This window comes from Arthrobacter sp. NPDC057259, from assembly GCF_042668995.1.
Taxonomy (GTDB): Bacteria; Actinomycetota; Actinomycetes; order Actinomycetales; family Micrococcaceae; genus Arthrobacter.
Genome location: NZ_JBHUYA010000008.1, coordinates 91014 through 115178 on the forward strand (window position 1 = coordinate 91014; position 24165 = coordinate 115178).

22 protein-coding genes, 1 tRNA gene, 1 pseudogene and 2 riboswitches are annotated in these 24165 nt (G+C 69.0%); of the genes and pseudogenes, 15 read left to right on the top strand and 9 right to left on the bottom strand.

The window, feature by feature from the left end; genetic code table 11:
* The first annotated feature begins 198 nt into the window (after positions 1-198).
* The 9 genes from ACFUCU_RS13710 to ACFUCU_RS13750 all read left to right on the top strand — a co-directional run bounded on the left by ACFUCU_RS13710 (position 199) and on the right by ACFUCU_RS13750 (position 10667).
* Complete coding sequence (locus ACFUCU_RS13710) at positions 199-894, top strand: metal-dependent transcriptional regulator (protein WP_364138741.1); 696 nt, start codon at positions 199-201, stop codon at positions 892-894.
* Between the two features lie 119 nt (positions 895-1013).
* Positions 1014-1256, top strand: a riboswitch (cyclic di-AMP (ydaO/yuaA leader).
* Positions 1257-1258: 2 nt separating this feature from the next.
* Positions 1259-2077 carry a M23 family metallopeptidase gene (locus tag ACFUCU_RS13715; protein ID WP_290258699.1) on the top strand — a complete coding sequence of 273 codons (819 nt, stop codon included), beginning with the start codon at positions 1259-1261 and terminating at the stop codon, positions 2075-2077.
* 112 nt (positions 2078-2189) lie between these two features.
* Positions 2190-2383, top strand: a riboswitch (cyclic di-AMP (ydaO/yuaA leader).
* Positions 2384-2649: 266 nt separating this feature from the next.
* Entirely contained in the window at positions 2650-3411 is a 762-nt protein-coding gene (locus ACFUCU_RS13720) for an NlpC/P60 family protein (RefSeq protein WP_364138739.1), read from the top strand.
* 255 nt (positions 3412-3666) lie between these two features.
* Positions 3667-4167 carry an HNH endonuclease gene (locus ACFUCU_RS13725; protein WP_364138737.1) on the top strand — a complete coding sequence of 167 codons (501 nt, stop codon included), beginning with the start codon at positions 3667-3669 and terminating at the stop codon, positions 4165-4167.
* A gap of 36 nt (positions 4168-4203) precedes the next feature.
* The gene (locus ACFUCU_RS13730) at positions 4204-4851 is read left to right on the top strand and encodes a molybdenum cofactor guanylyltransferase (RefSeq protein WP_377973097.1); all 648 of its coding nucleotides are present in this window, start codon (positions 4204-4206) and stop codon (positions 4849-4851) included.
* Between the two features lie 10 nt (positions 4852-4861).
* The gene (locus ACFUCU_RS13735; protein WP_377973098.1) at positions 4862-5146 is read left to right on the top strand and encodes a DUF6457 domain-containing protein; all 285 of its coding nucleotides are present in this window, start codon (positions 4862-4864) and stop codon (positions 5144-5146) included.
* Positions 5143-6516 carry a molybdopterin-binding protein gene (locus ACFUCU_RS13740; RefSeq protein WP_377973099.1) on the top strand — a complete coding sequence of 458 codons (1374 nt, stop codon included), beginning with the start codon at positions 5143-5145 and terminating at the stop codon, positions 6514-6516. The genes ACFUCU_RS13735 and ACFUCU_RS13740 overlap by 4 nt, the downstream gene beginning before the upstream one ends.
* Before the next feature lie 156 nt (positions 6517-6672).
* Entirely contained in the window at positions 6673-7560 is an 888-nt protein-coding gene (gene fdhD, locus ACFUCU_RS13745; RefSeq protein ID WP_377973100.1) for a formate dehydrogenase accessory sulfurtransferase FdhD, read from the top strand.
* 86 nt (positions 7561-7646) lie between these two features.
* Entirely contained in the window at positions 7647-10667 is a 3021-nt protein-coding gene (locus tag ACFUCU_RS13750) for an alpha-mannosidase (protein WP_377973101.1), read from the top strand.
* Positions 10668-10897: 230 nt separating this feature from the next.
* Here the strand turns inward: ACFUCU_RS13750 and ACFUCU_RS13755 are convergent, their stop codons facing one another.
* The 4 genes from ACFUCU_RS13755 to ACFUCU_RS13770 form a co-directional block, all read right to left on the bottom strand.
* Entirely contained in the window at positions 10898-11632 is a 735-nt protein-coding gene (locus tag ACFUCU_RS13755; RefSeq protein WP_377973102.1) for a hypothetical protein, read from the bottom strand.
* Between the two features lie 12 nt (positions 11633-11644).
* Positions 11645-12394, bottom strand: a complete 750-nt coding sequence (locus ACFUCU_RS13760; protein ID WP_377973103.1) for a hypothetical protein — start codon at positions 12392-12394, stop codon at positions 11645-11647.
* On the bottom strand, positions 12391-13110 hold the full coding sequence (locus ACFUCU_RS13765) for a hypothetical protein (protein WP_377973104.1): 720 nt from the start codon (positions 13108-13110) through the stop codon (positions 12391-12393). Before ACFUCU_RS13765 ends, ACFUCU_RS13760 begins: the two co-directional genes overlap by 4 nt.
* Before the next feature lie 102 nt (positions 13111-13212).
* Positions 13213-13992: a hypothetical protein gene (locus ACFUCU_RS13770; RefSeq protein ID WP_377973105.1), complete on the bottom strand. Its 780-nt coding sequence runs from the start codon at positions 13990-13992 to the stop codon at positions 13213-13215.
* A gap of 235 nt (positions 13993-14227) precedes the next feature.
* Here ACFUCU_RS13770 and ACFUCU_RS13775 point away from each other — a divergent pair, with 235 nt between their 5' ends.
* Positions 14228-15898 (top strand): ABC-F family ATP-binding cassette domain-containing protein, encoded by a 1671-nt coding sequence (locus ACFUCU_RS13775; protein WP_377973106.1) that lies wholly within the window; start codon positions 14228-14230, stop codon positions 15896-15898.
* Positions 15895-17808, top strand: coding sequence for an ABC transporter ATP-binding protein (locus tag ACFUCU_RS13780; protein WP_290258685.1), 1914 nt, complete (start codon positions 15895-15897; stop codon positions 17806-17808). Before ACFUCU_RS13775 ends, ACFUCU_RS13780 begins: the two co-directional genes overlap by 4 nt.
* A gap of 89 nt (positions 17809-17897) precedes the next feature.
* Here ACFUCU_RS13780 and ACFUCU_RS13785 read toward each other — a convergent pair whose 3' ends face one another.
* From ACFUCU_RS13785 to ACFUCU_RS13795, 3 genes and pseudogenes are all read right to left on the bottom strand, one after another.
* The gene (locus ACFUCU_RS13785) at positions 17898-18296 is read right to left on the bottom strand and encodes an NUDIX domain-containing protein (RefSeq protein WP_377973179.1); all 399 of its coding nucleotides are present in this window, start codon (positions 18294-18296) and stop codon (positions 17898-17900) included.
* A 60-nt stretch (positions 18297-18356) separates the two neighbouring features.
* Positions 18357-18836 (bottom strand): annotated as a pseudogene (locus ACFUCU_RS13790) (DUF6314 family protein); the annotation flags it as partial.
* Between the two features lies 1 nt (position 18837).
* Positions 18838-18910 (bottom strand) — tRNA-Arg (locus tag ACFUCU_RS13795).
* 85 nt (positions 18911-18995) lie between these two features.
* Here ACFUCU_RS13795 and ACFUCU_RS13800 point away from each other — a divergent pair.
* The 3 genes from ACFUCU_RS13800 (at position 18996) to ACFUCU_RS13810 (ending at position 21992) form a co-directional block, all read left to right on the top strand.
* The gene (locus ACFUCU_RS13800) at positions 18996-19769 is read left to right on the top strand and encodes a DUF998 domain-containing protein (RefSeq protein ID WP_290258684.1); all 774 of its coding nucleotides are present in this window, start codon (positions 18996-18998) and stop codon (positions 19767-19769) included.
* 283 nt (positions 19770-20052) lie between these two features.
* Positions 20053-20463: a hypothetical protein gene (locus ACFUCU_RS13805; protein WP_290258683.1), complete on the top strand. Its 411-nt coding sequence runs from the start codon at positions 20053-20055 to the stop codon at positions 20461-20463.
* On the top strand, positions 20460-21992 hold the full coding sequence (locus tag ACFUCU_RS13810) for a putative bifunctional diguanylate cyclase/phosphodiesterase (protein ID WP_377973107.1): 1533 nt from the start codon (positions 20460-20462) through the stop codon (positions 21990-21992). The genes ACFUCU_RS13805 and ACFUCU_RS13810 overlap by 4 nt, the downstream gene beginning before the upstream one ends.
* 100 nt (positions 21993-22092) lie before the next feature.
* Here the strand turns inward: ACFUCU_RS13810 and ACFUCU_RS13815 are convergent, their stop codons facing one another.
* Positions 22093-22236, bottom strand: a complete 144-nt coding sequence (locus tag ACFUCU_RS13815; RefSeq protein WP_290258680.1) for a hypothetical protein — start codon at positions 22234-22236, stop codon at positions 22093-22095.
* Positions 22237-22432: 196 nt separating this feature from the next.
* Between ACFUCU_RS13815 and ACFUCU_RS13820 the strand changes: the two genes are divergently transcribed.
* Positions 22433-23500 carry a tol-pal system YbgF family protein gene (locus ACFUCU_RS13820; RefSeq protein WP_290258679.1) on the top strand — a complete coding sequence of 356 codons (1068 nt, stop codon included), beginning with the start codon at positions 22433-22435 and terminating at the stop codon, positions 23498-23500.
* Here ACFUCU_RS13820 and ACFUCU_RS13825 read toward each other — a convergent pair.
* Positions 23497-24138, bottom strand: coding sequence for a hypothetical protein (locus ACFUCU_RS13825; protein ID WP_377973108.1), 642 nt, complete (start codon positions 24136-24138; stop codon positions 23497-23499). The genes ACFUCU_RS13820 and ACFUCU_RS13825 overlap by 4 nt on opposite strands.
* Positions 24139-24165 lie beyond the last annotated feature (27 nt).

A 24165-nucleotide genomic window follows, 5' to 3' on the forward strand; every position in this document is an offset into this window, starting at 1 on the left:
CTTCCATTCTGCCCGACGGCGGCCCCGGCACCGGAAAATGGGCTGTCACAGTCCGGTCAGGAAGCCGGCTCCAAAAATTATCCGGAGTAATTCACAATAGGCTAGGCTGTCCGGAGCGTATGGCGGATCCCGGGTGGCCGCACCCCGCACGTTGTACGGTGGAATGACGCAAGGACGGCGCTCAAGGAGCTGAGCTGGATGACGGATCTGATCGACACTACGGAGATGTATCTTCGGACCATTTTGGAGCTTGAGGAAGAGAACATCGTCGCGCTCCGGGCCCGCATTGCCGAACGACTCCGCCACTCCGGACCCACCGTCTCCCAGACCGTCGGCAGGATGGAACGCGACGGGCTGGTCGTGGTCTCCGGCGACCGCCACCTGGAGCTGACCGAGGTGGGTCGGCGGCGCGCCACCGAGGTGATGCGCAAGCACCGCCTCGCCGAACGGCTGCTGGCCGACGTGATCGGCCTGGACTGGGCCTACGTCCACGAGGAAGCCTGCCGCTGGGAGCACGTGATGAGCGAACGGGTCGAGCGCCGCATCTTCGAGATGCTGGACCACCCCACCGTCTCCCCGTACGGCAACCCCATCCCGGGCCTCGCCGAACTGGGCGGTCTGCCGACGGCGGAACAGGCCGACGGCGTCGTCAACCTCCTGGACGCCATGGCGGGATATGCCGCGGACTCCAGAATCACCGTGAGCCGGCTTGCCGAACCCATCCAGGTGGAACCCGAGCTGCTGGTGCAGCTGGACGAGGGCGGTATCCGGCCCGGGGCCACCGTCTCGCTGGAGCGGGTGGGGGAGTACATCTCCGTCCGCGTCCCCGACATTGAGGGCGCGCTCGAGCTGCCGCCCGAGGTCGCCGCCCACGTTTTCGTTACCCGCGGGTAGGGCGACGCGGAAGCATACCGTAAGTGTGCTGTTTACTAGCCCGTCTAGGAGATAACGAAATTATTACTACGGGTCTTAATCCCCTATAGTTATCGACTAGTACCGAGACTAAAGCGTTACCTGATCCGAAGCCGAGCTCTGCCAGCGGATCAGGGTGCGAATCACCTTCTGGCAGAGGCGGGGGAACCACTACCGGCCGGTAATTCCGGCCTTGGGGTGAAGTCCGCTAGCGGCAAGCGAACTCTCTGAGGACACCATTTCCGGGTGCCTCTCTGCCTGGATGCTTGCATCGGCGGACCGGGTCTATGCACTCTCTGACCCGAATCCGACAGCTAACTTCGCAGGCTTTTCAGAGAGGAACCACTTGAGCACGCAGACCGTCCGCGGGCGCCGCCGCGCCGCCGGCCCGGCTCCGGAGCCGCGCCCCGCCGTCGACGTCACCGCCCCGCGCCCCCGCGACGCGCACCGGGACGAGCGCCGCAGCCGGCGCAGCCCGCTCCGCCAGGTCGCAGACTTCGCCGCCGTCACCGGCATGGGCCAGAAGGCCGGCATGACCCTGGCCGCCGCTGGCATCGCGCTCACCGTGGCCGTCCCCGTTACCGGCCCCGCTCTGGCCGTCGACGCCCCCACCTCGGGATCTGTCTCCGCGGCGGCCCAGCCCGAGGTCAAGGCCGCCGCGGCCCAGATCGACTTCAACCGCACCGCCGTCACCACCAAGGGCGACCCGGACGGCAAGCTCAAGCAGCTGCTCAGCGCGCAATCCGTCGGCTCCATCACCCGCGCCGCATCCGCGGGGACGCTCGGCGCCCCGCTGGACACCATGATCACGGCTTCGCCCTTCGGTTACCGGATCAGCCCCATTACCGGCGCGGTGGGCGAATTCCACCGCGGCCAGGACTACGCCGCCCAGTGCGGGACGGCCGTCCATGCCGCAGCAAGCGGCACCGTAACCTTCTCCGGCTGGCACCCCTACGGGGGCGGCAACCGGATTGTGGTCGACCATGGCAATGGCCTGGAGACCACGTATAACCACTTGTCGTCATCCAGCGTCCACGTCGGCCAGAAGGTCTCCCGTGGCGATGTGATAGCGATGAGCGGAACAACCGGTGCCTCCACCGGCTGCCACCTCCACTTCGAGGTGATGGTCAATGGGGACGTCGTTGATCCGCTGGGCTGGCTCTAGAAGAGCCCTTCGCAATGCTCACACTTCCGTGACACGCCGTGATCTGAATGTGACATTGAGTCCGAACTGTTGTACCGTATGAAGCACGCCAACTTCACCGAAGTTGGCGCTCTTGAGTGGATTGCCTAACTCTGCCACCGCTCAAGGTCCGTTCGCATGACATCGTCTGGCAGGGGCGGGGGAACCAATTTTGGTCTTCGCAAGAAGGCCTAGGGGTTAAGTCGCAAAGCTTCCCAGGAAGCGGAGCGGCCGGGTGACTCCCATCCGAATCCGACAGCTCACCTCGTAGGCATTGGGAGAGGCTACTTTCGTGTCTTCACGCCACAATGCTGCGCGTTTTCGCGCCGGCGAGGCTCAGTCGAGCCCGCTGATTACCATGCACCGCGTTGCCCTTGCCGGCGCCCGGGATGGTTCACGCAATGCAGTTCCTGCTTTTGGCGCGTCTTCGCAGTACACCCTTCGCTAAAGAAACCCGTTTCGGGGCGATCCGGCGTACCCCCAAGATGCCGGAGCGTCCTTAGTCCCGCCTGTTCAAGAGCGCGGACACAAAGGATCACGAAAGAGAGAACTAAATGACTACTCGTGCAACCATTGCACGCCACCGCGCGGAGGTCACCAAGACCAACTCGCTGGCTGTCATTGCCAAGGCCGTCGGCGACAACGCCGGTGGCATGGGTCGCCAGGCCGCGGTTATCGCTGCTGCCTCCGGCCTGGTCCTGACCAGCGGTATCGCGGCCAACGCCGCTGAGACCAACGTTCAGCGCGAATCCACCTCTGCTTCCGCCACCGAGGTTCAGTCCACCGCTCCGGCCACCATCTCGGCGGCCTCCAGCATCGCCATCTCCTACGAGAAGCCTGCTGTGACTACCGCGGCCGCCCCAGTCGTCGAGGCCCCGAAGCCCGTCGTCAAGGTGCAGGAAGCAGACACCACCGCCGCAGCCACCCCGGCCGCCGGCACCGCGGTCAACGCGTCCGTCGCCACCAAGGCTCCGGCCGCCACCAGCGGCATGGGCGCCTCGATCGCCGCCGCCGCTTACGCCCAGATCGGCGTGTCCCAGGACTGCACCATGCTGGCCACCAACGCCCTGGCCGCCGTCGGCATCCACTACCACGGCTGGCCGGCAGGTTACCTGTCCCTGGGCCGCACCGTCAGCGCCGCCGAAGCGCAGCCGGGTGACCTCGCGTACTACCAGAACGGCGGCATGGGCATGGCTCACATCGCCGTTTACGTCGGCAACGGCATGGCCGTCCACGGCGGCTGGAACGGCGGCACCACCGCCCTCTACAGCGTCAACGTCGGTTCCGGCCCGGTCTTCATCCGCGTCGGCGGCTAAGACCCCCGCTTCCCGCGAAGCTTCGAAAAGGACCCCTGCCACCGGCGGGGGTCCTTTTCTGTTAACCCCTCGGGCTCGCGCCGGAAGGCCCCGGCGCCAGACCGGCCCGGGTTCCGCCACGGATGCCCTGGGGCCCGAAATTCGGTAATCCGGGCCACCCGTGTTTACTCTTGTGATGTCGATCCTTAGCCTGACCATGCAGAGGGCAGCCGGCCCTCGTGCCACTGGCGGGTGCGGCCGTGAAGAGGGATGCGGATGCGCACACTCGTTCTGAATGCTGGTTATGAACCGCTGGCGGTAGTGACCTTCCGCCGGGCACTGGTGCTCGTGCTGACGGGCAAGGCCAGTGTCGTGGCCGAGGGGGACGACCCGGTGGTGGGGCCGCAGGACATCCTCGGCCGGCCGAGCGTCATCCTGCTCAACCGCTACATCCGTCCGCGCTACAACACCGTGACCGCGGTCAGCCGTCGCGGAGTGCTACGCCGGGACGGCCACCGGTGCGCGTATTGCGCCAAACCGGCCCACACCATCGACCACGTCCAGCCCAAGTCCCGGGGCGGCGCCGACTCCTGGGAGAACCTGGTGGCCGCCTGCCTGCGCTGCAACAACGTCAAGGGCGACCACACCCCGGCCGAGATGGGCTGGAAGCTCGGTTTCACTCCCGGTCCGCCGAAGGGCACCATCTGGCAGATCAAGGAACTGGAGAAGCCCACCCCCGCATGGGATCCGTTCCTGCTGCCGGAATCCGCGCACTAGCACCGCCGGCCGCCCGCAGGCGGCTAGGCTGGGCGGGTGGAATTCGACGCCGTCATCCTCGCCGGGGGCAGGTCCTCCCGGCTGGGCGGAACCCCCAAGGCCGCCCTCCGCTTCCGCGGGGATACCCTGCTGGAGCGGTCGCTGCTCGCTGCGGCCGGGGCGCAGGGGGTTGCAGTCGTGGGCCCGGAAGCCGGCGCCCGCCCGGCCGGAGTCCTCCTGTGCCGTGAAGACCCGCCCTTCGCCGGACCCGCGGCAGCCCTGGCCGCCGGGCTCGAAGCCCTCGCCGGCGGGGGAGCGGCCGGCCGAAACCCCGCGCCGCTGACGCTGGTTCTGGCCTGCGACATGCCGCTGGTCGCCGACGCCGTCCCCGCCCTCTTCGTCGACCGTTCCCGGGCGCAGCCCGGCTCGGATGGCAGTGTCGCCGTTTCCGCGGACGGCCGGATCCAGCCGTTGGCCGGTCTTTATGACACGGCCGGGCTACAACGATCGGTGGCGGACGCGGCACGGCGCGGCACGCTGGAGGGCGGATCGTTGTTCGGCCTGCTTGCTAGTCTGGACCTGCGGACGGTTCCCGTGCCGCCCGGGTCCACCGACGACGTCGACACCTGGGCGGACGCCCAGGCCCTGGGGGTCGCGTGTCCCGGCGTGGCCGGGAACGGAAGCGGCCGCCCGTATACGACATGAAAGGCCCACCGTGAAGAGCCAGGACGAAACCCTCGAGGACTGGTGCCGCGCGCTGCTCCAGGCCCTCGAGCTCGACGGCGTCGACATCGACATCAACGAGGTACTGGGACTCGCCGGGGTTGCCGCGCACTCCGTGGTCCGCCCGGCCGCACCGCTGACCACCTTCATCGCCGGTTTCGCCGCCGGGCTGGCCTCCGGCACCGGCCAGGCCACCGACGAGGTCTCCATGCGCGCCGCCATGGGCGTCGCGCGGAAACTCGCCAAGGAATACGCCGCCGAGGCCCCCAGGGAATGACGTCCGAGCCACCCCGCGACGACGCCGACGACGCCGGGACCGAGCCCGCCGCGCACCGGCACCTGGCCCACACCTGGCAGGAAGCCCGGGAGCTCTCGTTCGACTGCGCCAGCCCGATCCCGCCGGCCCCGGTGGCCCTGCGCCGCGCCCTCGGCCGCACCCTCGCCGCCGACGTCACCGCCCTGCACGACATGCCGCACTACGCGTCCTCGGCCATGGACGGCTGGGCGGTGAACGGCAGCGGCCCCTGGATCCTGGCCGAACCCGGGCAGCGCCTCGCCCCGCACCAGGCCAGTCCCATCGTCACCGGCGGGCTGATCCCGGCCGGCGCGAAAGCCGTCCTCCGCAGCGAGAGCGGCGTGATCGGCCCCGACGAGGACCAGTTGCCGGTGCTGAAGCTTGGCGGCGGCGCGAAGCCGGGGGAGCCACGCAACGGCGACCACATCCGCAAAGCCGCCGAGGAAGCGGCCGAGGGTGAGGTCCTGATCCCCAAGGGGACCGTGCTCAACCCGGCCCACCTGGCCCTCGCCGCCCTCGCCGGCCATGACGCGCTGCCCGTGCTGGGGAAACCGGTGGTCCGCCTGGTTTTCACCGGCTCCGAGGTGGTCGCCAGCGGCGTGCCACAGCCGGGGGAGGTCCGGGACACCTTCAGCCCCCAGCTATCCGCCGTCGTCGACCTGCTCGGCGGCGTCCCCGCCGGAGAGATCAAGATCGGTGACGGGGACGGGGAATGGCTCGCCGCCCTGGAGGACCCCGAACCCGTGGGCGACGACGAGGACACCCCGCCCGCCGACGTCGTCATCACCACCGGGGGGACCGGCCGGTCCGGGACCGACCACCTGCGCCGCACCGTCGAGCAGCTGGGCGGCAGGCTGCTGATCGACGGCATCGCGATGCGTCCCGGGCACCCCGCAGTCCTCGCCGAACTGCCCGACGGACGCTTCATCATCGGGCTGCCCGGCAATCCGCTCGCAGCCATGATGGCGCTCTCCACCATCGGCGGACCACTCCTGGCCGCGCTGGGTCACCGGCCCCCGCCGCCCGTCACGGAGGTCCCGTGCGGCACGATGATCGACGCCGATCCCGGCCGCACCCGGCTAATGCCCTTCCGCATGGTCTACGGCATGGCCTCCCCGGCACAGCACACCGGCCCCGGCATGATGCGCGGACTGGCCGCCGCCGACGGGGTCCTGGTGGTCCCGCCGCACGGTGCGCAGCTGGGCGAACCGGTCCCGGCGTTCGCGCTGCCCTGGGGGCGGCCGCTGCCCGAGCCTGACGCCGGCAAGCCCGCACCGAAACCCGCCGCCCGGCGCACCCCGAAGAAACCGGCCGGCAACGGTCCGGTCGACTGGAGCGCCCTGCTTGGCTGACACCAGCCAGAGGGAGCCCGGCGTGGCTGGCGCCCGCTCGGCTGGCACCACTGGTGCCGGCTTGGCTGGCACCACGGCCGAGTTCAGAATGGATCCAGGGGCGGGAACCGGCCGCAGGCCGGGCCGCCCCACCGCACCGCTGATGAGGAGTACCGAATGGGCCGCGTGACGCAACGCCGCAAAGTGCACAAGTTTGTCCTGGACGGTTCGCCGCAGGCACGTGAGTTCCCGGTCCGGTACCGCGAGGACGTGCTGGCGGTGGAGGAACCACTGGAGGTGCGGCTGGGCAGCACGTCCTTCTCCGTGACCATGCGCACCCCGGGCAACGACTTTGACCTGGTGGCCGGGTTCCTGGTCTCCGAGGGGATCATCTGGTCCGCCGACCAGCTCGTCTCGCTGCGCTTCTGCGCCGGCGAGGACGAAGACGGCGTGCAGACCTTCAACGTGGTGGAAGCCCAGCTCCGGCCCGACGTCGTCCGCCCCGACACCGGACGGAACTTCTTCACCTCAAGCTCCTGCGGGATCTGCGGCACCGATTCGATCGAGGCTGTCGAGAAGTCCTCACACTTCAGCCCCGCGGGCGACCCGCTGGCCGTGCCCGTCGAGACGCTGGCCGCGCTCCCGGACCGGCTGCGTGAGGCCCAGGCGGTCTTCGACGCCACCGGCGGCGTGCACGCCGCGGGGCTGTTCCGCATCTCCGACGACGGCGGCGCCGAGCTCCTCTGCCTCCGCGAGGACGTCGGCCGCCACAACGCCGTCGACAAGGTGGTGGGCTGGGCACTCCGGGAGGGTCTGCTGCCCCTGCGCGGCACCGTCCTGCAAGTCTCCGGCCGCGCCTCCTTCGAACTCGTGCAAAAGGCCTCGCTCGCCGGAATTCCCGTCCTGTCCGCCGTCAGCGCACCCAGCAGCCTGGCCGTGGAACTCGCCGAAGCCAGCGGGATGACGTTGGCGGGCTTCAGCCGGGGCACCAGCCTGAACGTGTACGCCGGCCACGAACGGATCGGCGTGCCGGCCGCCCTCCCCTCAACCGGACGGCTGGCTTAAGCCCCCGCGGCCCACGTAGATTAATCCAACGACTGGATTCAGGCCGGCGCCCGGCTCCTCCGCACCCGAGCAAAAAGAGGTTCACTGTGCACGACGACCGCCGTCTCACGGAAGTCCGGCTGGACCGCTTCGTGCGCGAACGCATCGTTCCGGCCATCTACCCCCGCACCGTGCCGCTGCGCCTGAGCAGCTGGACCGCGCCCGGGGAACCCGTCCCGGCCCTCGAAGCCCTGCAGCAGGACTTCACCCCGCAGGACCCCGGGGCGCCCTGGGGCAGCCCGTGGTCCACCACTTGGCTGCGGCTCCAAGGCGAGGTGCCGGAGACCTGGGGCAGCGCGCCGGACACCGCCGTCGAGGTCCTGGTTGACCTGGGGTTCAGCGCGGACCTGCCGGGCTTCCAGTGCGAGGGCACCGCCTGGCGGCCGGACGGCACCGTCATCAAGGCCATCTCGCCGCGGAACCAGTACATTCCGCTGAAACTCCTCGGCAGCGGCATGACCGTGGACTTCTACGTCGAGGCGGCCGCGAACCCTGACCTCTCGCAGGGCTGGACCTTTGCGGCCACGCCGTTGGGAGACAAGGCCACCGCGGGCACCGAGCCCCGCTACTGGCTGGGCCGGATCGTGATCGCCGAACTGGACCAGTGCGTCTGGGAACTGCACCAGGACATCTGGACGCTGCGGGGGTTGATGCACGAACTGCCCATGGAGTTGCCCCGCCGCCACGAGATCCTGCGCGCCTTGGAGCGGATGCTGGACATCATGGACCCGGACGACGTCGCCGGCACGGCGGCCGCCGGGCGCGCGGAGCTCGCCGAGGTGCTGTCCCGCCCGGCCTACGCCTCGGCCCATCAGCTGCTGGCCACCGGCCACGCGCACATCGACTCGGCGTGGCTCTGGCCGGTCCGGGAGACCATCCGCAAGTGCGCCCGGACCTTCTCCAATGTGGTGGCGCTGATGGACGAGGACCCCGACTTCGTCTTCTCCTGCTCCTCCGCGCAGCAGCTGGCCTGGATGAAGGAGTTCTACCCGGAACTGTTCGAACGGATCCGGGACAAGGTCCGCGCCGGCCAGTTCGTCCCCGTCGGCGGGATGTGGGTCGAGGCGGACAGCAACATGCCCGGCGGCGAGGCCATGGCGCGGCAGTTCCTCGAGGGCAAGAGCTTCTTCCTGGCCGAGTTCGACGTCGAATGCCACGAGGCGTGGCTGCCGGACACCTTTGGCTACTCCGCCGCGCTGCCGCAGATCGTCAAGGCCGCCGGCAGCCGCTGGTTCCTGACCCAGAAGATCTCCTGGAACCAGGTCAACCGGATGCCGCACCACACCTTCGAGTGGGAGGGAATCGACGGCACCCGCCTCTTTACCCACTTCCCGCCGGTGGACAGCTACAGCTCCGAGATCAGCGGCCGCGAACTGGCCCACGCCGAGCGCAACTACCGGGACCACGGCCGCGGCACCATGTCCCTGCTGCCCTTCGGGTACGGCGACGGCGGCGGCGGACCCACCCGGGAGATGCTGGCGGCCGCCCGGCGCACCGCTGACCTGGAGGGCTCGCCGCGGGTGCGGATCGGCTCCGCGGCGGACTTCTTCAGCGGGGCGGCGGACGACTATCCGTCCCCGCCGGTGTGGGTGGGGGAGCTGTATCTGGAGCTCCACCGCGGCACCTACACCAGCCAGGCCAACACCAAGCGGGGGAACCGCCGCTGCGAGCACCTGCTCCGGGAGGCGGAGCTCTGGTCCGCCACCGCGGCGGTCCGGGCCGGCGCAGCCTACCCGGCGGCCGAGCTGAAGCGGCTTTGGCGCCTTGTGCTGCTGCAGCAGTTCCACGACATCCTGCCCGGCAGCTCGATCGCTTGGGTGCACCAGGACGCGGAACGGAACTACGACGCCGTCGCCCGTGACCTCGAGGCGATCATCGCGGCCGCAGCCGCCGCCGCCCTCGGAAACGGGGACCGCGATATCCTGCTCAACGCCGCCCCGCACGCCCGCGCCGGGGTCCCCGCGCTCGGCGCGGCCGAACCTCAAACCGCCGGGGCTGCCGTGAACGCGACGGCGGCCGACAGCGGCTTTGTGCTGGACAACGGAATCATCCGTGCCGTAGTGGACGCGAACGGGCTGCTGGTCTCACTCCGGGACCACGCCAGCGGACGGGAGGCGATGGCCCCCGGCACCGCCGGCAACCTCCTGGAACTGCACCGGGACACCCCCAACGAATGGGACGCCTGGGACATCGATTCCTTCTACCGGCGCAACGTCACCGCCCTGACCGAGGCCAGGTCCGTGACCCTGGAGCGCGACGGCGGTGACGCCGTCGTCGTGATCGAGCGGATGGCGGGCGGCTCACCCGTGACGCAGCGGCTGAGGCTGGCGCCGGGGTCCGCGTCGCTGGAGATCGCCACGGCCGTGGACTGGCGTGAGCGCGAGAAGCTGCTCAAGCTCGGGTTCCCCTTCGACCTGCGGGCGGACCGGTCGGCCGCGGAGACCCAGTTCGGCCACGTCTTCCGGCCCACCCACGTCAACACCTCCTGGGAGGCGGCGAAGTTCGAGATCTGCGCCCACCGCTGGATTCACGTGGAGGAGCCCGGGTATGGCGTGGCGGTCAGCAACGCGGCCAGCTACGGCCATGACGTCACCCGCCAGGTCCGCGACGACGGCGGAACCACCACCACGGTGCGGGTCTCGCTGCTGCGGGCGCCGAAGTTCCCCGACCCCGGCGCAGACCAGGGGCCGCACGAGCTGACCGTGACGGTGCGGCCCGGTGCGGGCATTGCCGACGCCGTCGAGGAGGGGTACCGCACCAACCTTGCGCCCCGCATGGTCAAGGGGGCGCACGGGGCGGAGCCGCTGGTCGCCGTGAGCAACCCGGCCCTGGTGGTGGAGGCGGTAAAACTGGCCGAGGACGGCTCCGGTGACGTGGTGGTCAGGCTCTATGAGGCCCTCGGCCGACGCTCGCGGGGGGTACTCTCGGCGAACTTCGCTGTGTCCCGGGTCTGGTCTGTGGACCTGCTGGAGCGTCCGGCGGACGCGCCCGGCGTCGAGATCCGCGGGGCCGATGCGGTGCTGGAGCTGCGCCCGTTCCAGCTGGTGACCCTGCGCCTGGCCCGCTGAACCGGGTCTTTCCGGCGGTTCCGGCAACCTGCGGGCGGCCGCGGAGCGGAAAAGTGGCCTTAAACCAGGCTGAGTGGGAGCGGTCCTTGCGGACCGCTACCACTCATCCCCCCAATGGCGCTTGGACGACCGCCGGTCCAATCAGACTGAATCCCCATTCAAGGGACCGGGCGGCGTTTTCACACATTCATGATTGTCTCACGGTCTAATGATTTTGTGAATGCATGACGTTATTTTTCCCGAAACGTTGCCGGAGCGTTATCTTGCGGCCGGGACAGGCGCCCCGACAACCAGAAGAGCAGCAGCCCGAGCACGTAGCCGAGGACCGCCGCGTAGTTCACCACGATGCGTGCGTCGTCCCAGGCGTCTGGCGCAAAACTAACGGGGACCGTGAGGATGGCGGCGACCGCTCCGGCGGCGGTCAGGCCCGCGCCGCTGCGCACCAGCCGGGGCAACTGTGCCCGCACCGCGGCGAGAAGGGCGGGCAGCAGGACCAGCGAGATGTAAGCAGGGTAGACGCGTCCGAAGCCCGCGTACAGCGGCTCGAGCGCTGCGTTCCGCCCACCCCGGTCCGGCAGCGCCTCCAGCCCCGCCGAGGAGCCGCGGGTGTCCATCAGGAAGAACGTCACCGCAAGCGCCACGCACGCCGCTGCCAGGGCCAGGCGTCCCCACCGGCCCGTCACCAGTTCCCGGGTACGGGCGCCGCCCAGGGCCCGGGACAGGCGCAGCCCCACCAGCAGGACCATGGCACAGACCAGGAAGCGCAGGACGAGATTGGTCAGGTTGATCCCGCCGAGGGCGCCGTCGACGGCGGCATAGGGGCCCGGGAGGCTGAGCAGGCTGCAGAGGGTGGCCAGGAACAGGATGCCGACGACGGTCCGGTTCCGGCCACGGACGGCGTCTGGCACACGGAGCAGCAGAGCCACGCCGCAAACAATCAGGGTTCCCCATCCCAGCAACGTCATGATGCCTCGTTTCTAGGGGGAGAAGCTGCTCTCGGTTGAAGGCAGCGGATTTCGGCGCCGGGCCTGCGCCCTGATTTTGTCCGCCCAGACGGCGGCCAGGCCCAGGACGTAGCAGAGCACGGCGGTGTAATTGACGATGAACCGGATGAATCCCATGCCCGGTGGGATGATCGGTGACGACAGACTGAGGACCAACCCCACCGCGCCGACCGACAGGAACACCGCCGCGAGCCGGATCAGCACAGGGAGGCGGCTGCGCACGGTACGGATCATGGTCGGCAACAGGACCACCGCGATGTAGCAGGGGTAAAGCCGGCCGAACGCGCCGTAAACCTCGACCAGTGCGGCGTTTCGAGCGTCCTTGGCTGCAATAGCTTTGAGGCCCGCAGAGGACCCTTGGGTGTCCATCAGCAGGAAGGTCACGATGACGGCGGCGCAGGCCAGGGCCAGTGCGGTGACGCCCGGCTTCCCGGCAATCCATGAGAGCGCCCGCCCGGCGCCGAAACCGCGGGCGACGCGCAGCCCGATCAGCAGAATGACCCCGAAGATGACGAACCTGAGCAATAGGTTGGCAATGTTGGTGCCGCCCAGGAGCTCGTCCACCGCGACGTAGGGCGCCTCCATGCTGAGCAGGATGGCGAGCGTCATCAGCAGAAAGATCCCGAACATGAGCCGGTTCTCCCCGCGGAGGGCGCTAGGGATGCGAAACACGGCCAGGAGTGCGCAGACGCCCAGCGTGGTCCATTGCAGGATGTCGATCACCCCAGGTTCTCCCAGATCTTCTCGGTCTGGGCCTGTTCCTGTTCCTGCCGCCGCAGGGTGCGGCCCAGGGCCTGGAGCCGGTCACCGGCGAGGGAGACTAGGTCACCGTCGGACAGGGCGTCGAGGGCTTCCTGCCGGGCTGAGGGGGACCAACCGGCCTCCGCCTCCGTGATCAGGCCGGTAGCCACAAAGCCGGCGCTGAAGCCGACGCCGGCAGCCCGCGATGTGGCAATGGCCAGTTCCGGGGACAACCGGTTGGCGGTCAGCTGCGCCGAGTAATTTTGCGGGGCGACGCCGGAGGCGGCCGACACCCGGTGCCGCAGTTCGCCGTCGTCGACGGCGTCCACCCAGTTCCGCACGGAGGTGGCGTGGGGCGGCGTGCTCAGCGTCAGTCGTCCGCTCCGGCCCGAGGAACGCGCCACGACGGCCTCCAGAAGGTCCATGGTCGCGATCTGGCTGACGAGTTCGGCCGAGGTAGGAGGCTGCCTCAGCTGCTTGAGCTCTGCGTACTGGTCGAAGTTGGACAGCGCCTCGGCGGGGTTGATCCCTAACGCCCGGCTGATGCTGACCACGGAGCCCTCGGCCACCTTGCCCCGCACCAGCTGCTGGGCCAGGGTGGTCCGCTTCAGCCCCGAGATCCTGCAGATGTCAGCTGTGCTTGCCGCTGGCGCAACACCATGGAGCCAGAGTTGGAAGGCTTTGGCGGGTAAGGGCATCTATGACTTTCTACGGATTCGTACCGGAGCGGGTTGGCAGGCCTCACAGCACTAACGGTACGCCGCCGACGATGGCCGGCACCCCCCCAATGCTGAGAACCATTATAGGTCGTTCTTGCCCTTCTTCGTCGGTCCCGCCATGCGGGGTTCGCGGGAATTCTTCAGCCCGGCGCGACCGGATCGCCGGGCTGACAGCCGTCCGAGCCAGATCAGGGCCAGTCCCAGCACCAGTCCCAAGACGGCGGCCGAGTTGATGTAGTACTGAAGGAAAGTCAGGCCGCGGGGGACGAGGTCGCTGAAGGGCATCGAAACCATGGCGATCGAACCGAACGTCAGGAGGGCGGCCCCTCCCCGCACCAGCCCCGGGAGCCGGGACCGCAGCGCGTGGATGGTTGCCGGCAGGAGGCAGGCGGCCACGTAGGCGGGGTAGAGACGCCCGGCCAAGGTATAGAGCGCGATGAGCTGGCGGTTGCGCTCACTCTGGTCCGGCAGCGTGGCCAGCCCCACCGAGGTGCCGGCGGTGTTCGCCAGCAGAAACGGAACGGCGGTGGCCAGGCAGATCAGCGCCAGAGCGGTCAGCCCGATCGGGCCCAGCAGGAGCCTCAGGCTCCGTTTGTTCTCGAAGCCCTTGGCGATCTTGTAACCGGCCAGCAGCACGGTGCCGTAGATGACGAACCGCAGGATCAGGTTGGCGTAGTTCCGGGATCCTAGGAAACCGTCAATGACCGCATAGCTGGACTGGATGCTGAACACCATGGCGACGGTGATCAGCAGAAAGATGCCGAACAAGGACCGGTTTTCGCCGCGCAACGCAGCGGGAATCCTCATCACCGTGATGACGGCGCAGATCGCCAGGACGGAGACCAGAAGGGTGGTGATCATTGGGCGGTTCCTCATTCGGCGTGTCCGCACCTGCCCCCGGCGTGCGCTTTCCCTTGTCTGGACTTGACGCCGGCGGTTTTGCCGGCGGGCCCCGAATCAACTATGCTAGTTGCTCGAACCCGCTGGTCCGTACACCCCCCAAGTCCGGACCAGCGGGTTCTTCTATGCCCGGCCCGCTGCCGGCCGGCAGATGCACCCGCCGCCTGGCCCGGGCGGCCGGTGAGAGGATGGATACATGACGGCAACCCTCGTTGCGAAAGACCTTTCCGGCGGCCACGGCCACCGCACCCTATTCTCCAAACTCTCCCTCACGGTGGCGCCCGGGGACGTGGTCGGCGTCGTCGGCGCGAACGGTGCCGGCAAGTCCACCCTCCTCCGGCTGCTGGCTGGCGTCGACGAACCCCAGGAGGGAACGGTCAGCCTGGCCCCGGCGGACGCGTTTGTCGGCTGGCTGCCCCAGGAACACGAGCGGATCCCCGGCGAAACCGTAGCGGGCTACATTGCCCGGCGGACCGGCTGCGCCCAGGCCACGGTGGAGATGGAGTCCACCGCCGAGGCCCTCGGCTCCGGTGCGCCCGGCTCCGACGACGCCTACGCGGCCGCCTTCGACCGCTGGATGGCCTCCGGCGCGGCCGACCTGGACGACCGCATCCCGGCCGTGCTTGCGGACTTGGGCCTGGAGGTCGGCGAGGACGCGGCCATGACCGGGCTCTCCGGGGGCCAGGCGGCGCGGGTGGCGCTCGCGGCCCTGCTGCTCAGCCGCTTCGACATCGTGCTGCTGGATGAGCCCACCAACGACCTCGACCTGAACGGCCTGGCCCGGCTGGAGGCCTTCGTCCAAGGCCTGCGCGGCGGCGTCGTGCTGGTCTCCCACGACCGCGAGTTCCTGGCCCGCTGCGTGACCACCGTGGTGGAACTGGACCTGGCCCAGAACGCCGTCGCGGTCTACGACGGCGGCTACGAGTCCTACCTGGAGGAACGCGCCGTCGCCCGCCGGCACGCCCGCGAACGCTACGAGGAGTTCGCCGCCACCAAGGCGGACCTGGTCTCCCGCGCCCGTACCCAGCGGGAATGGAGCTCCCAGGGCGTCCGGAACGCGATGAAGAAGAGCCCGGACAACGACAAGATCCGCCGCGCCGCGAACACCGAGTCCTCGGAGAAGCAGGGCCAGAAGGTGCGCCAGATGGAGTCCCGGATCGCCCGGCTGGAAGAGGTCGAGGAGCCCCGCAAGGAGTGGCAGCTGCAGTTCAGCATCGGCGCCGCCCCGCGCTCCAGCGCCGTCGTCGCCACCTTGCGCGACGCCGTCCTCCGCCAGGGCGACTTCACCCTGGGCCCGGTGAACCTGCAGCTCAACGCCGGCGAGCGGATCGGCATCACCGGCCCCAACGGGGCGGGCAAGTCCACCCTGCTGCGCCTGCTGCTGGGCGTGCAACGGCCCGACTCCGGGGACGCCTCGATGGGCGCCTCCGTGGCAGTCGCGGAGATTGACCAGGCCCGCGGGCTGCTGGCCGGACACCTAAAACTGGGTGACGCCGTGGAGGCTGTCCTGACCGACCAGACGCCGGCCGAGGTCCGGACCCTGCTGGCCAAGTTCGGGCTCAAGGCGGACCACACCTCCCGGACCGTCGACTCCCTCTCGCCCGGGGAACGGACCCGCGCGGCGCTGGCGCTGCTGCAGGCCCGCGGCGTGAACCTGCTGGTCCTGGACGAACCCACCAACCACCTCGACCTGCCCGCGATCGAACAGCTGGAGCAAGCGCTGGAAAGCTACGACGGCGCCCTGCTGCTGGTCACGCACGACCGCCGGCTGCTGGAAAACGTCCGCCTCGACGTCCGCTGGAACGTCGTGGACGGCACCGTCACCGAACTGCTGGGCGCGAGCGCCCCGAAAGGCACCAACACATGAGCATGGACCGGGTCGCCTGGAGCTCCCTCTACAACATCACCCGCGGCGCCGACGGTTCCAGGACCTTCTCCAAGGCCCTGGTCAAGCGCGTCTTCGGTTTCGCCCGGCCGCACCGCAACCGGCTGATCGCCTTCGTGCTGCTCTCCATCGTGATGGCGGTCCTGGCCGTCGCGACGCCGGTGCTCGCCGGCCAGGTGGTCGACGCGATCATCGCCAAGACGGACGCGGGCACGGTCATCTGGCTGGCTGTCCTGATCGCGATCGTGGCCGTGGCCGAGGCCGGCCTGGGACTGGTGACGCGGTGGCTGTCCTCGACCATCGGGGAGGGCGTGATCCTGGACCTGCGCACGAGGGTCTTCGACCACGTCCAGAAGATGCCGATCGCATTCTTTACCCGCACCCGCACCGGCGCCCTGGTGAGCCGGCTGAACAATGACGTCATCGGCGCCCAGTCCGCGTTTGCCGGCACCCTCTCCGGCGTGGTCAGCAACGTGGTGGCCCTGGTCCTGACCCTGGCCGTGATGCTGAACAAGTCGTGGCTGGTGACGGTGCTGGCCATGATCCTGCTGCCGATCTTCCTGATCCCGGCCCGGCGGATGGGTTCCCGGCTGGCCGAGCTGCGGCGTGAGGCGGCCGAACACAACGCCACCATGGGTACGCAGATGACCGAGCGCTTCTCGGCGCCCGGCGCCACCCTGGTCAAGCTATTCGGCCGCCCGGACGAGGAATCCCATGAATTCGCCGTGCGTGCCGGCCGGGTGCGGGATATCGGCGTCCGCACCGCGATGCTGCAGTTCACCTTCGTCACCGCTCTGACCCTGGTCTCCGCGCTGGCACTGGCGCTGGTCTACGGCCTGGGCGGCTGGCTGGCGCTCGGCGGCCAGCTCGCCGCGGGCGACGTCGTCGTGCTGGCGCTGCTGCTCACCCGCCTCTACGCCCCGCTCACCGCGCTTTCCAGCGCCCGGGTGGAGATCATGAGCGCGTTGGTCAGCTTCGAGCGCGTCTTCGAGATCCTGGACCTCAAGCCGCTGATCCAGCAGAAGCCGGACGCCGTGGCATCGCCGCGCGGACCGCTCTCCGTGGAATTCGACAACGTCCGATTCTCCTACCCCTCGGCCGACAAGGTGTCCTTGGCCTCCCTCGAGGACGTTTCGACACTGGACACCAGGGGCGGCGAGGAAGTCCTGCACGGCATCAGCTTCCGGGTCGAACCCGGCCAGACGGTGGCCCTGGTCGGGTCCTCCGGCGCCGGCAAGTCCACCATCGCCCAGCTGCTGTCCCGCCTGTACGACGTCGATTCCGGCGCGGTCCGCTTCGGCGGCAGCGAACCGGGCACCGGCGTCGACGTCCGCGACCTGACCTTCGATTCGATGCGCGAGACCCTGGGCATGGTGACCCAGGACGGCCACCTGTTCCACGAAAGCATCGCCTCCAACCTGCGCCTGGCGCGCCCGGACGCGACCGAGGAGCTGATGTGGGATGTTCTGCGGCAGGCCCGCCTCGAGGACATGATCCGCTCGCTGCCGGACGGCCTGGACACCATCGTGGGGGAGCGCGGCTACCGGCTCTCCGGCGGCGAACGCCAGCGCCTCACCATCGCCCGGCTGCTCATCGCCCAGCCGCGGGTGGTCATCCTCGATGAGGCCACCGCCGCGCTGGACTCGACCAACGAGGCCGCGGTCCAGGACGCGCTCGGTGCCGCGCTGGAAGGCCGCACCGCCGTCGTGATCGCCCACCGGCTCTCCACCATCCGCGCCGCGGACGCGATCCTGGTGATCGAGGGCGGCGTGGTTGTCGAACGGGGGACGCACAGCGAGCTGCTGGCCGCCGAGGGCCGCTACGCGGAGCTGTACCGGACGCAGTTCGCCGAGGCCACCGCGGTGGCTGCCGACGCGCTGCCGGACGCATAGGGCGGACGCAGGGACCCGGCCCGTAGGGGACCCGGCCCGCAGGGAAGCCGGGGCTGGGTCCCGCCTGCGCCGGCCCGGCCGGCTCCCGCCTAGGCCGGGGCGTCGCGTGCCGCCGCGAGCAGCGGCAGCACGTGGTCGGTCAGGAGCGGGGCCAGGTCGCCCGGAAGCTCGCCGGCCAGGTCCAGCCAGCGGATCTCCGCGATCTCGGCCGACGGCGCCGCGGTCCAGGTCCCGGGCGCGGTGAAGACCGTCGCGTCGATCCGGGTGGCGGCCTCGTTGGCGGCGTCGGCCAGCCACCGGCCCAGGGGCTGCAGGGCCTCGGGCGGCAGGACGATGCCGACCTCCTCGGCCAGTTCGCGGGCCGCGGCCTGCGCCGCGGATTCCCCGGCTTCGGGCTTGCCGCCGGGGTGCATGAACTTGTCCGTCCCGCGCTTGCGCACGGTGAGCAGCCGGCCGCGGGCGTCGTAGACGCAGACGGCGGAGACCACGATGTCCGGGTTGGTGCCGGGCGGCGGCGCGGAGCCGGAAACGGGGTCCCGGCGCAGTTCCGACTCCAGCAGCAGGTCCTTGGCGGGGCCGGTGACATCCCAGGTGTAGCGGAAAGCGTCCGGTCCGAGGCGGGCGTAGCGGACCCGGTACGTGTCCGGATCGCACCAGTGGTGGTCGCTGGCGGTATCCGGCCCGAAACCCATCCGGTGGAAGGGGCGGCCGTCGGCGAAGTGCATGGCCATGACGCCGGGGGCGGCGGTGGGTCGGAGCAGGTATTCCCGGCTGGCAGGCCCGGTGAAGGGCGGGGCGCCGGCGGGAGTCCAGGTCACGGTGCCCTCTTCGCGGAAGCGGAGACCGCCGTCGTCCGTCGCGGTGAAGCGCGCGACGCCGGCAAAGGAGCCCCGGGTACCCGTGGCACGGTCCAGCATGGTGCGGGCCACGGTCCAGGTGCCCGCGAGGTAGGAGTGCAGGTCCTCGTCCGCCCCGTGATCAGCGGTGGCGTGGCTGCCGGCAGGAGTGCCGGGGCTCAGGGAATCCACGTGCCCTCGATTGGAATCGAACCAACGACACCGGCTTTAGGAGAGCCGTGCTCTATCCACTGAGCTACGAGGGCGGGCGTCCGTCGCGGCCGGCCACAGCCGACCCGTCCGAACACGGATACCAGCATACAAGGTGGGGCCGCGTACTACGCTCAAGGCATGACCGCCCCCGCACGCGCAGCAAACCGAGAGCTCCTCTACCTTCCGGATGTGGCGTCCACGCGGTTCTACGCCGGGGCGCTGGCCAAGCTCAGTGTCCTGCAATATTTCGTGGCCGAGACCGCCGTGATCGGCGCCTGGGCCGGCAGGGAGGCATACAGCCGCCGCACGGGCTACATCAGCGACCTCGGGGCCCTGCACTGCGGCACCTACTCGGGCCGCGACGTCTGCTCCCCGGCCCACCTGCTGATGAACGCCTCCTTCATCGTTCAGGGCATCGGCATGATGGTGGGGGCCATGCTGGTCACCTCCGCGGTGATCGGCGTGGCGGCCCGTGCCGGCGAACGGCTGCCCCGCACCAGGGGCCGGCGCCCGGCGTCCGTGCCGGCGTTCATCGCCCGGGCCCTCACCACCATCGCCGGTGCCGGGACCGTGGTGGTGGGGCTGGTGCCCGAGGACGCCGGCTCCCCGTGGCATTACATTGGCGCCGTGGCGTACTTCTCGGCCGGCGGCCTGGCCCTGGGGTTGATCGGCTGGCTCTGGCGGCGCCGGACGCCGCTGGGCTGGTTCATCCTGGCCTGCGGCGCGGTGGGACTCGCCGCCCTGGTCACCGGCGGCATCACAGGGATGGCCGTTCCCGAACCCGGAACCCTCGAACGGCTGATGGGCTACCCGATCACCATCGGCACCGCGGCGGTGGGTCTGGTCGTGGCCCAGCGGGTGCGGAAGGAACGGACGACGCGCAAGGCGCAGACCCTGCGTTCCCGAGGGTAAGCGGCCGGCGGGGCGCTGGCCGGCTGGAGACCGGGCGGCCGGGCCGTCCCGGCGACGGGGTGTCGTACATCTCATTCGGCCGCTGGCGTGCACTATCATGGGGTCATTCGCCGGAACGCCGGGAGTCTTGTGCCGGGTTCCATCCGGCGCATGCGAAATCAACGACTGAGCAGTGCTGGGGACGAATGTCTGAACCAAGGGTTGTGCCGGTCACGGCAGCGACGGCCTTTGGCGACCCCGCCCCCGCCTGCGGGCGCGTATTTGTTGCGCCGGAGGGACGCCCATGACGGCAGCACCCCCGGTGGCCCCGCCGCTGGATATGTCTCCCGAAAGGACGACGTCGGAGATCACCGTCACGCTGGTCACTCCGTCGCTCGTTGAACTGGAAATGCCGCGCGACGTCGAAATCGGCGGCTCCGAGGCGCGGCGGGCTGCCGCCGCCGTCCAGACGATCGCTGGCCGCAACCGCGTCGGCGTCATGCTCAACATCTCCGGTGTCATCGGCGTCAGCCCCGAGGCCCGGCACGCCTACTCCGAGTCGATCGCCGCCCGCGCCGTCGCCATCGTGGGGGAGGGTCCCGTGGACCGGGTGATCGCGCACTACCTGCTGCGCTCCCGCAGCGAGAGCATCCCGGCGCAATTCTTTCTTTCCCGTCCAGCGGCCCTCGAATGGTTAAGGCAGTACACCGAGTGAAAAGTGAACCGGATCCCAGGCTCCATAACCTGGTCGAGGGCATTGTCCGGATCGCCAGCGGCGATCTGAGCACCCGCATTCCCCACTCGGGTGCGCGGGACGACGTCGCCGCCGTCATCGCCGGCATCAACCTGATGGCCGATGACCTGCAGACCATTTACCAGGAGCTTGAGGAGCGGGTCGACAGCCGGACCGCCATGCTCCGCGAAGCCCAAGTGGAACTCGAGCGGATGGCCCTGACGGACCCGCTCACCCAGCTGGCGAACCGCACCGCGTTGAACTCCGTCCTGAGCCACGCCCTGGCCGAGACCTCCCGCGGCGAGGCCCCGCCCGCGTTGCTGATCCTTGACCTGGACTCCTTCAAAGGCATCAACGACACGCTGGGCCACAGCGCCGGCGACGACGTCCTGCGGGTCATCGCCCGACGCCTCCAGGATGCCGTGCGCGTCACGGACACCGTCGCCCGGCTGGGCGGCGACGAGTTCGCCGTCATGCTGCCCAAATCGAACCTGGTCCGCGCCCGCCGGGTCGCGAACCGGATCCTGAAGGCATTGAACGAAAGCCTGGAGATCGGCGACCTGCGGATTACCTGCGGCACCAGCATCGGCGTGCGGGTGGCCGAACCCGGCCAGTCCGTGGACGACCTGGTGATGGAGGCGGACACCGCGATGTACGCGGCCAAGGCCCAGCCGCACAGCGGGATCAAGGTCTTCGAACCGGCCCTGCTCTACGCCCGCCGGCTGCAGAGCCTGATGGTGACCGAGATGCGCGCGGCCATCCTCGAGGACCAGCTGGTGCTGCACTACCAGCCCGTCGTGGAGCTCGCGACCGGCCGAATGGAGGGCGTCGAGGCGCTCGTGCGGTGGAACCACCCCGAGCGCGGACTGCTGATGCCCGACCAGTTCATCCCGCTGGCCGAAGAAACCGGGATGATCGTGGATCTGGGCCACTGGGTGCTGAAGACCGCGGTGCGGCAGCTGCGCACCTGGCAGGAGGAGCTCCCGTTGGATGAGGACTTCTCCATGCGGGTCAACATCTCCACCACCGAGCTGCAGAACCTGGAGCTGATTGAGCACGTCCAGGACATTCTCCGCGAGACCGGCGTGGATGCCGCCAACCTCATCATCGAGCTGACCGAATCCATGGCGGTGACCGGCGGCGACGTGGACAAGTACTCGCTCAGCGGCCTGCGTCAGCTGGGTGTCCAGCTCGAAATCGACGACTTCGGCACCGGCTACTCCTCCATCAGCTACCTGCGGCGGCTGCCGGTGAACGTCGTCAAGATTGATCGGAGCCTCATCGATGGGCTGGGTACCGACGAGGAGCAGGGTCGGTTTGTCGAGGCCGTGCTGCACCTGATCCACGCCTGCGGGCTGCGGGCCGTGGCGGAGGGAATCGAGACCGCGGAGCAGGCCGAGGAACTGGTGCGGCTGGGCTGCTCCAGCGGACAGGGTTACTACTTCAGCAGGCCAGCGCCGGCCGAGACTGTCGCGGAGAACATTCTTTCCTGGAGTGCGGCCGCGGAGTAATGCGATCTTTTCATCTTCTGAACCGCAGAACAGAAGCGCAAAGCAAAGGGCGGGTGCTGGATCGGAATCCGGCACCCGCCCCCGGCGGCTAACCCCAGTGTTAGTTCTTCGGGGTGGAGTTAGGCCAGTAGTAGACGGCCTCTACAGAGCCCTGGTTGCCATTGGCCGAAACAGCGGATGCAGCGGAGACGCCCGCAGCAGCCAGGGCGCCGGCGACGAGGAGTGTTGCGATGGTTTTCTTCATGGAGGGCTCCTGTTACGTAAGTGGCTGAAGTGACTCAAGTAATGCAGGTTTAGTATATGGGTAGTGGACACGCCGTACAGCAAGAATTCGCGGATCTTTTAAAAAACTGTGCTAATCGTGTGCTGGCGTGGTCACGAGACGGCATAGATTGCGCGCGGCGTTCACTTTTTCTTCAAATGCACTCGATACTTGTCTCATGCACTCCGTATCGCCGCTGTATGCCGCCGCCGAGCTCAAGGCGCACGAGCAGCGGAGCCACCACGCGTTCGCCGAAGCGGCCGGGAGTGCGGAACAAGCCGCCGAAATCGCCCTAGGGGCGGGCGATGCGGCTGCCTGGTGGAACATGAGCTTCCTCCGGGCCGAGAACCTTCTGGACGCTGAAGAGTTCGATGCCTGCGTGGAGCTGGGCACAGCGCTGCTCCGGGAATCCCCAACACCCGTGAGTGAGCGGGATCAGGCCCGAACTCACATCCTCATCGCCAAGGCTCGCCAAGGGGCCGGACTCCTCGACAAGGCGGCCGATTGCGCCCGGCGCGCGGCGGACTTAACCCCCGGCGATTCCGACCAAGAAATTAATGTGCAGGCCAGGCAGGCTCTTATCGCCGCGCTCGCCGATGGCGGCCAGTTCGACGAGGCATGGGCGGAGAGTAAGAAGCTTGCTCAGGCCGTTTCGGATGAGCTTGATGACCAGTTGGCAGGCAAAGCCTTCTGGGTAGTGGGCAATGTCGCATTCCTCTGCGGCAGAATTCAAGACGGATTGCACTACCACGAACTCGCGGCTGCGACTTTTTCCCCGACCAAAAACCTGGACGTCTGGGCCAAATTCAATAAGGCGTCCGCCGCCATGCGCTTAGCGGCAGACGTTGCGGATGCTGACACTCTCCGGTGCATCGAGCGGGCCGAACTGGCAACCGACATCATTGGCGGCACACAAAGTGACATCCTGCTTCTCCGACGCAACCGGGCTCATTGGAATTTCCTGGCCGGCGACGCTGCTGGTGCGGCCGAGATCCTGGAAGACATCTGCACAGAGGCGGTTGCCCCCCAACTCCTTGGCGACGCGTGGTTCCTTCTCGGACGATCGTATCTGGCCATGGGTAACGAGTCCGCTGCCCGGACAGCCCTGACAGAGGCCGTCATGCACTTCGAAAACGCAGGGGCTCCTCACCGCGCCGAGCAGACCCGGGAATTCATCGCCGTCGAACTGGGCCCCGTGTCCCTGTGGTCACGGCTGTGGCGTGCGGCCGGCTTCGGCCGGCACTAGTCGGCAGCAGCTCCGCGCGCCGGGGCCGACTTCCGGTTCAGGAACACGGCCGCGCCGCCGGCCAGCAGGTTGAGCAGCAGCAGGACCCAGCCGGCCACCGTGAGCGCCGAAGCGAGCGCCACCTGGCCGCCGTCGAGGGTGCCGGCCGACATCATGCCGTCGATGGCGGCGTTCCCCCAGAGCCGCACCACGGCAAACAGCAGCGGCAGTGCCCAGAAAGCCCAGCGCAGCGGCTTCCTGGCCACGTTGACCCCGATCAACAGCAGCCAGGTGAAGCCGAAGATCAGCGGGAAGAGCGTCCCGGCGGTCTTATGCACATAGTTCAACTGTCCGCGGGCGTCGTTATCCATGGCCGTGCGAAGCTGGTCAACGAACCCCTGGTCAAAGCCGCCGATCAGCGAATCGGGCATGGGCAGCCCGCCGCTGAGCTGTGTCAGCTGGTTCAGGGTGAGGAGGTGCAGGTACCAAAACAGGAAGAGGCTCGCCACCACGCCGGCGATCAGGACCAGGTTGCCGTTGCTCTGCGCCTTCTGCGGCGTCCGGGAGGTGCTGGGGTTGATCACCGGAGACAGCTGATGCTGGGGGAGGGCAGCGTTGGCGCCGTGTTTTTTGAGCCGCTGGGCGGGTGTTTTGGCCATGGACCCATTATCGCCCCTGCACCCCGC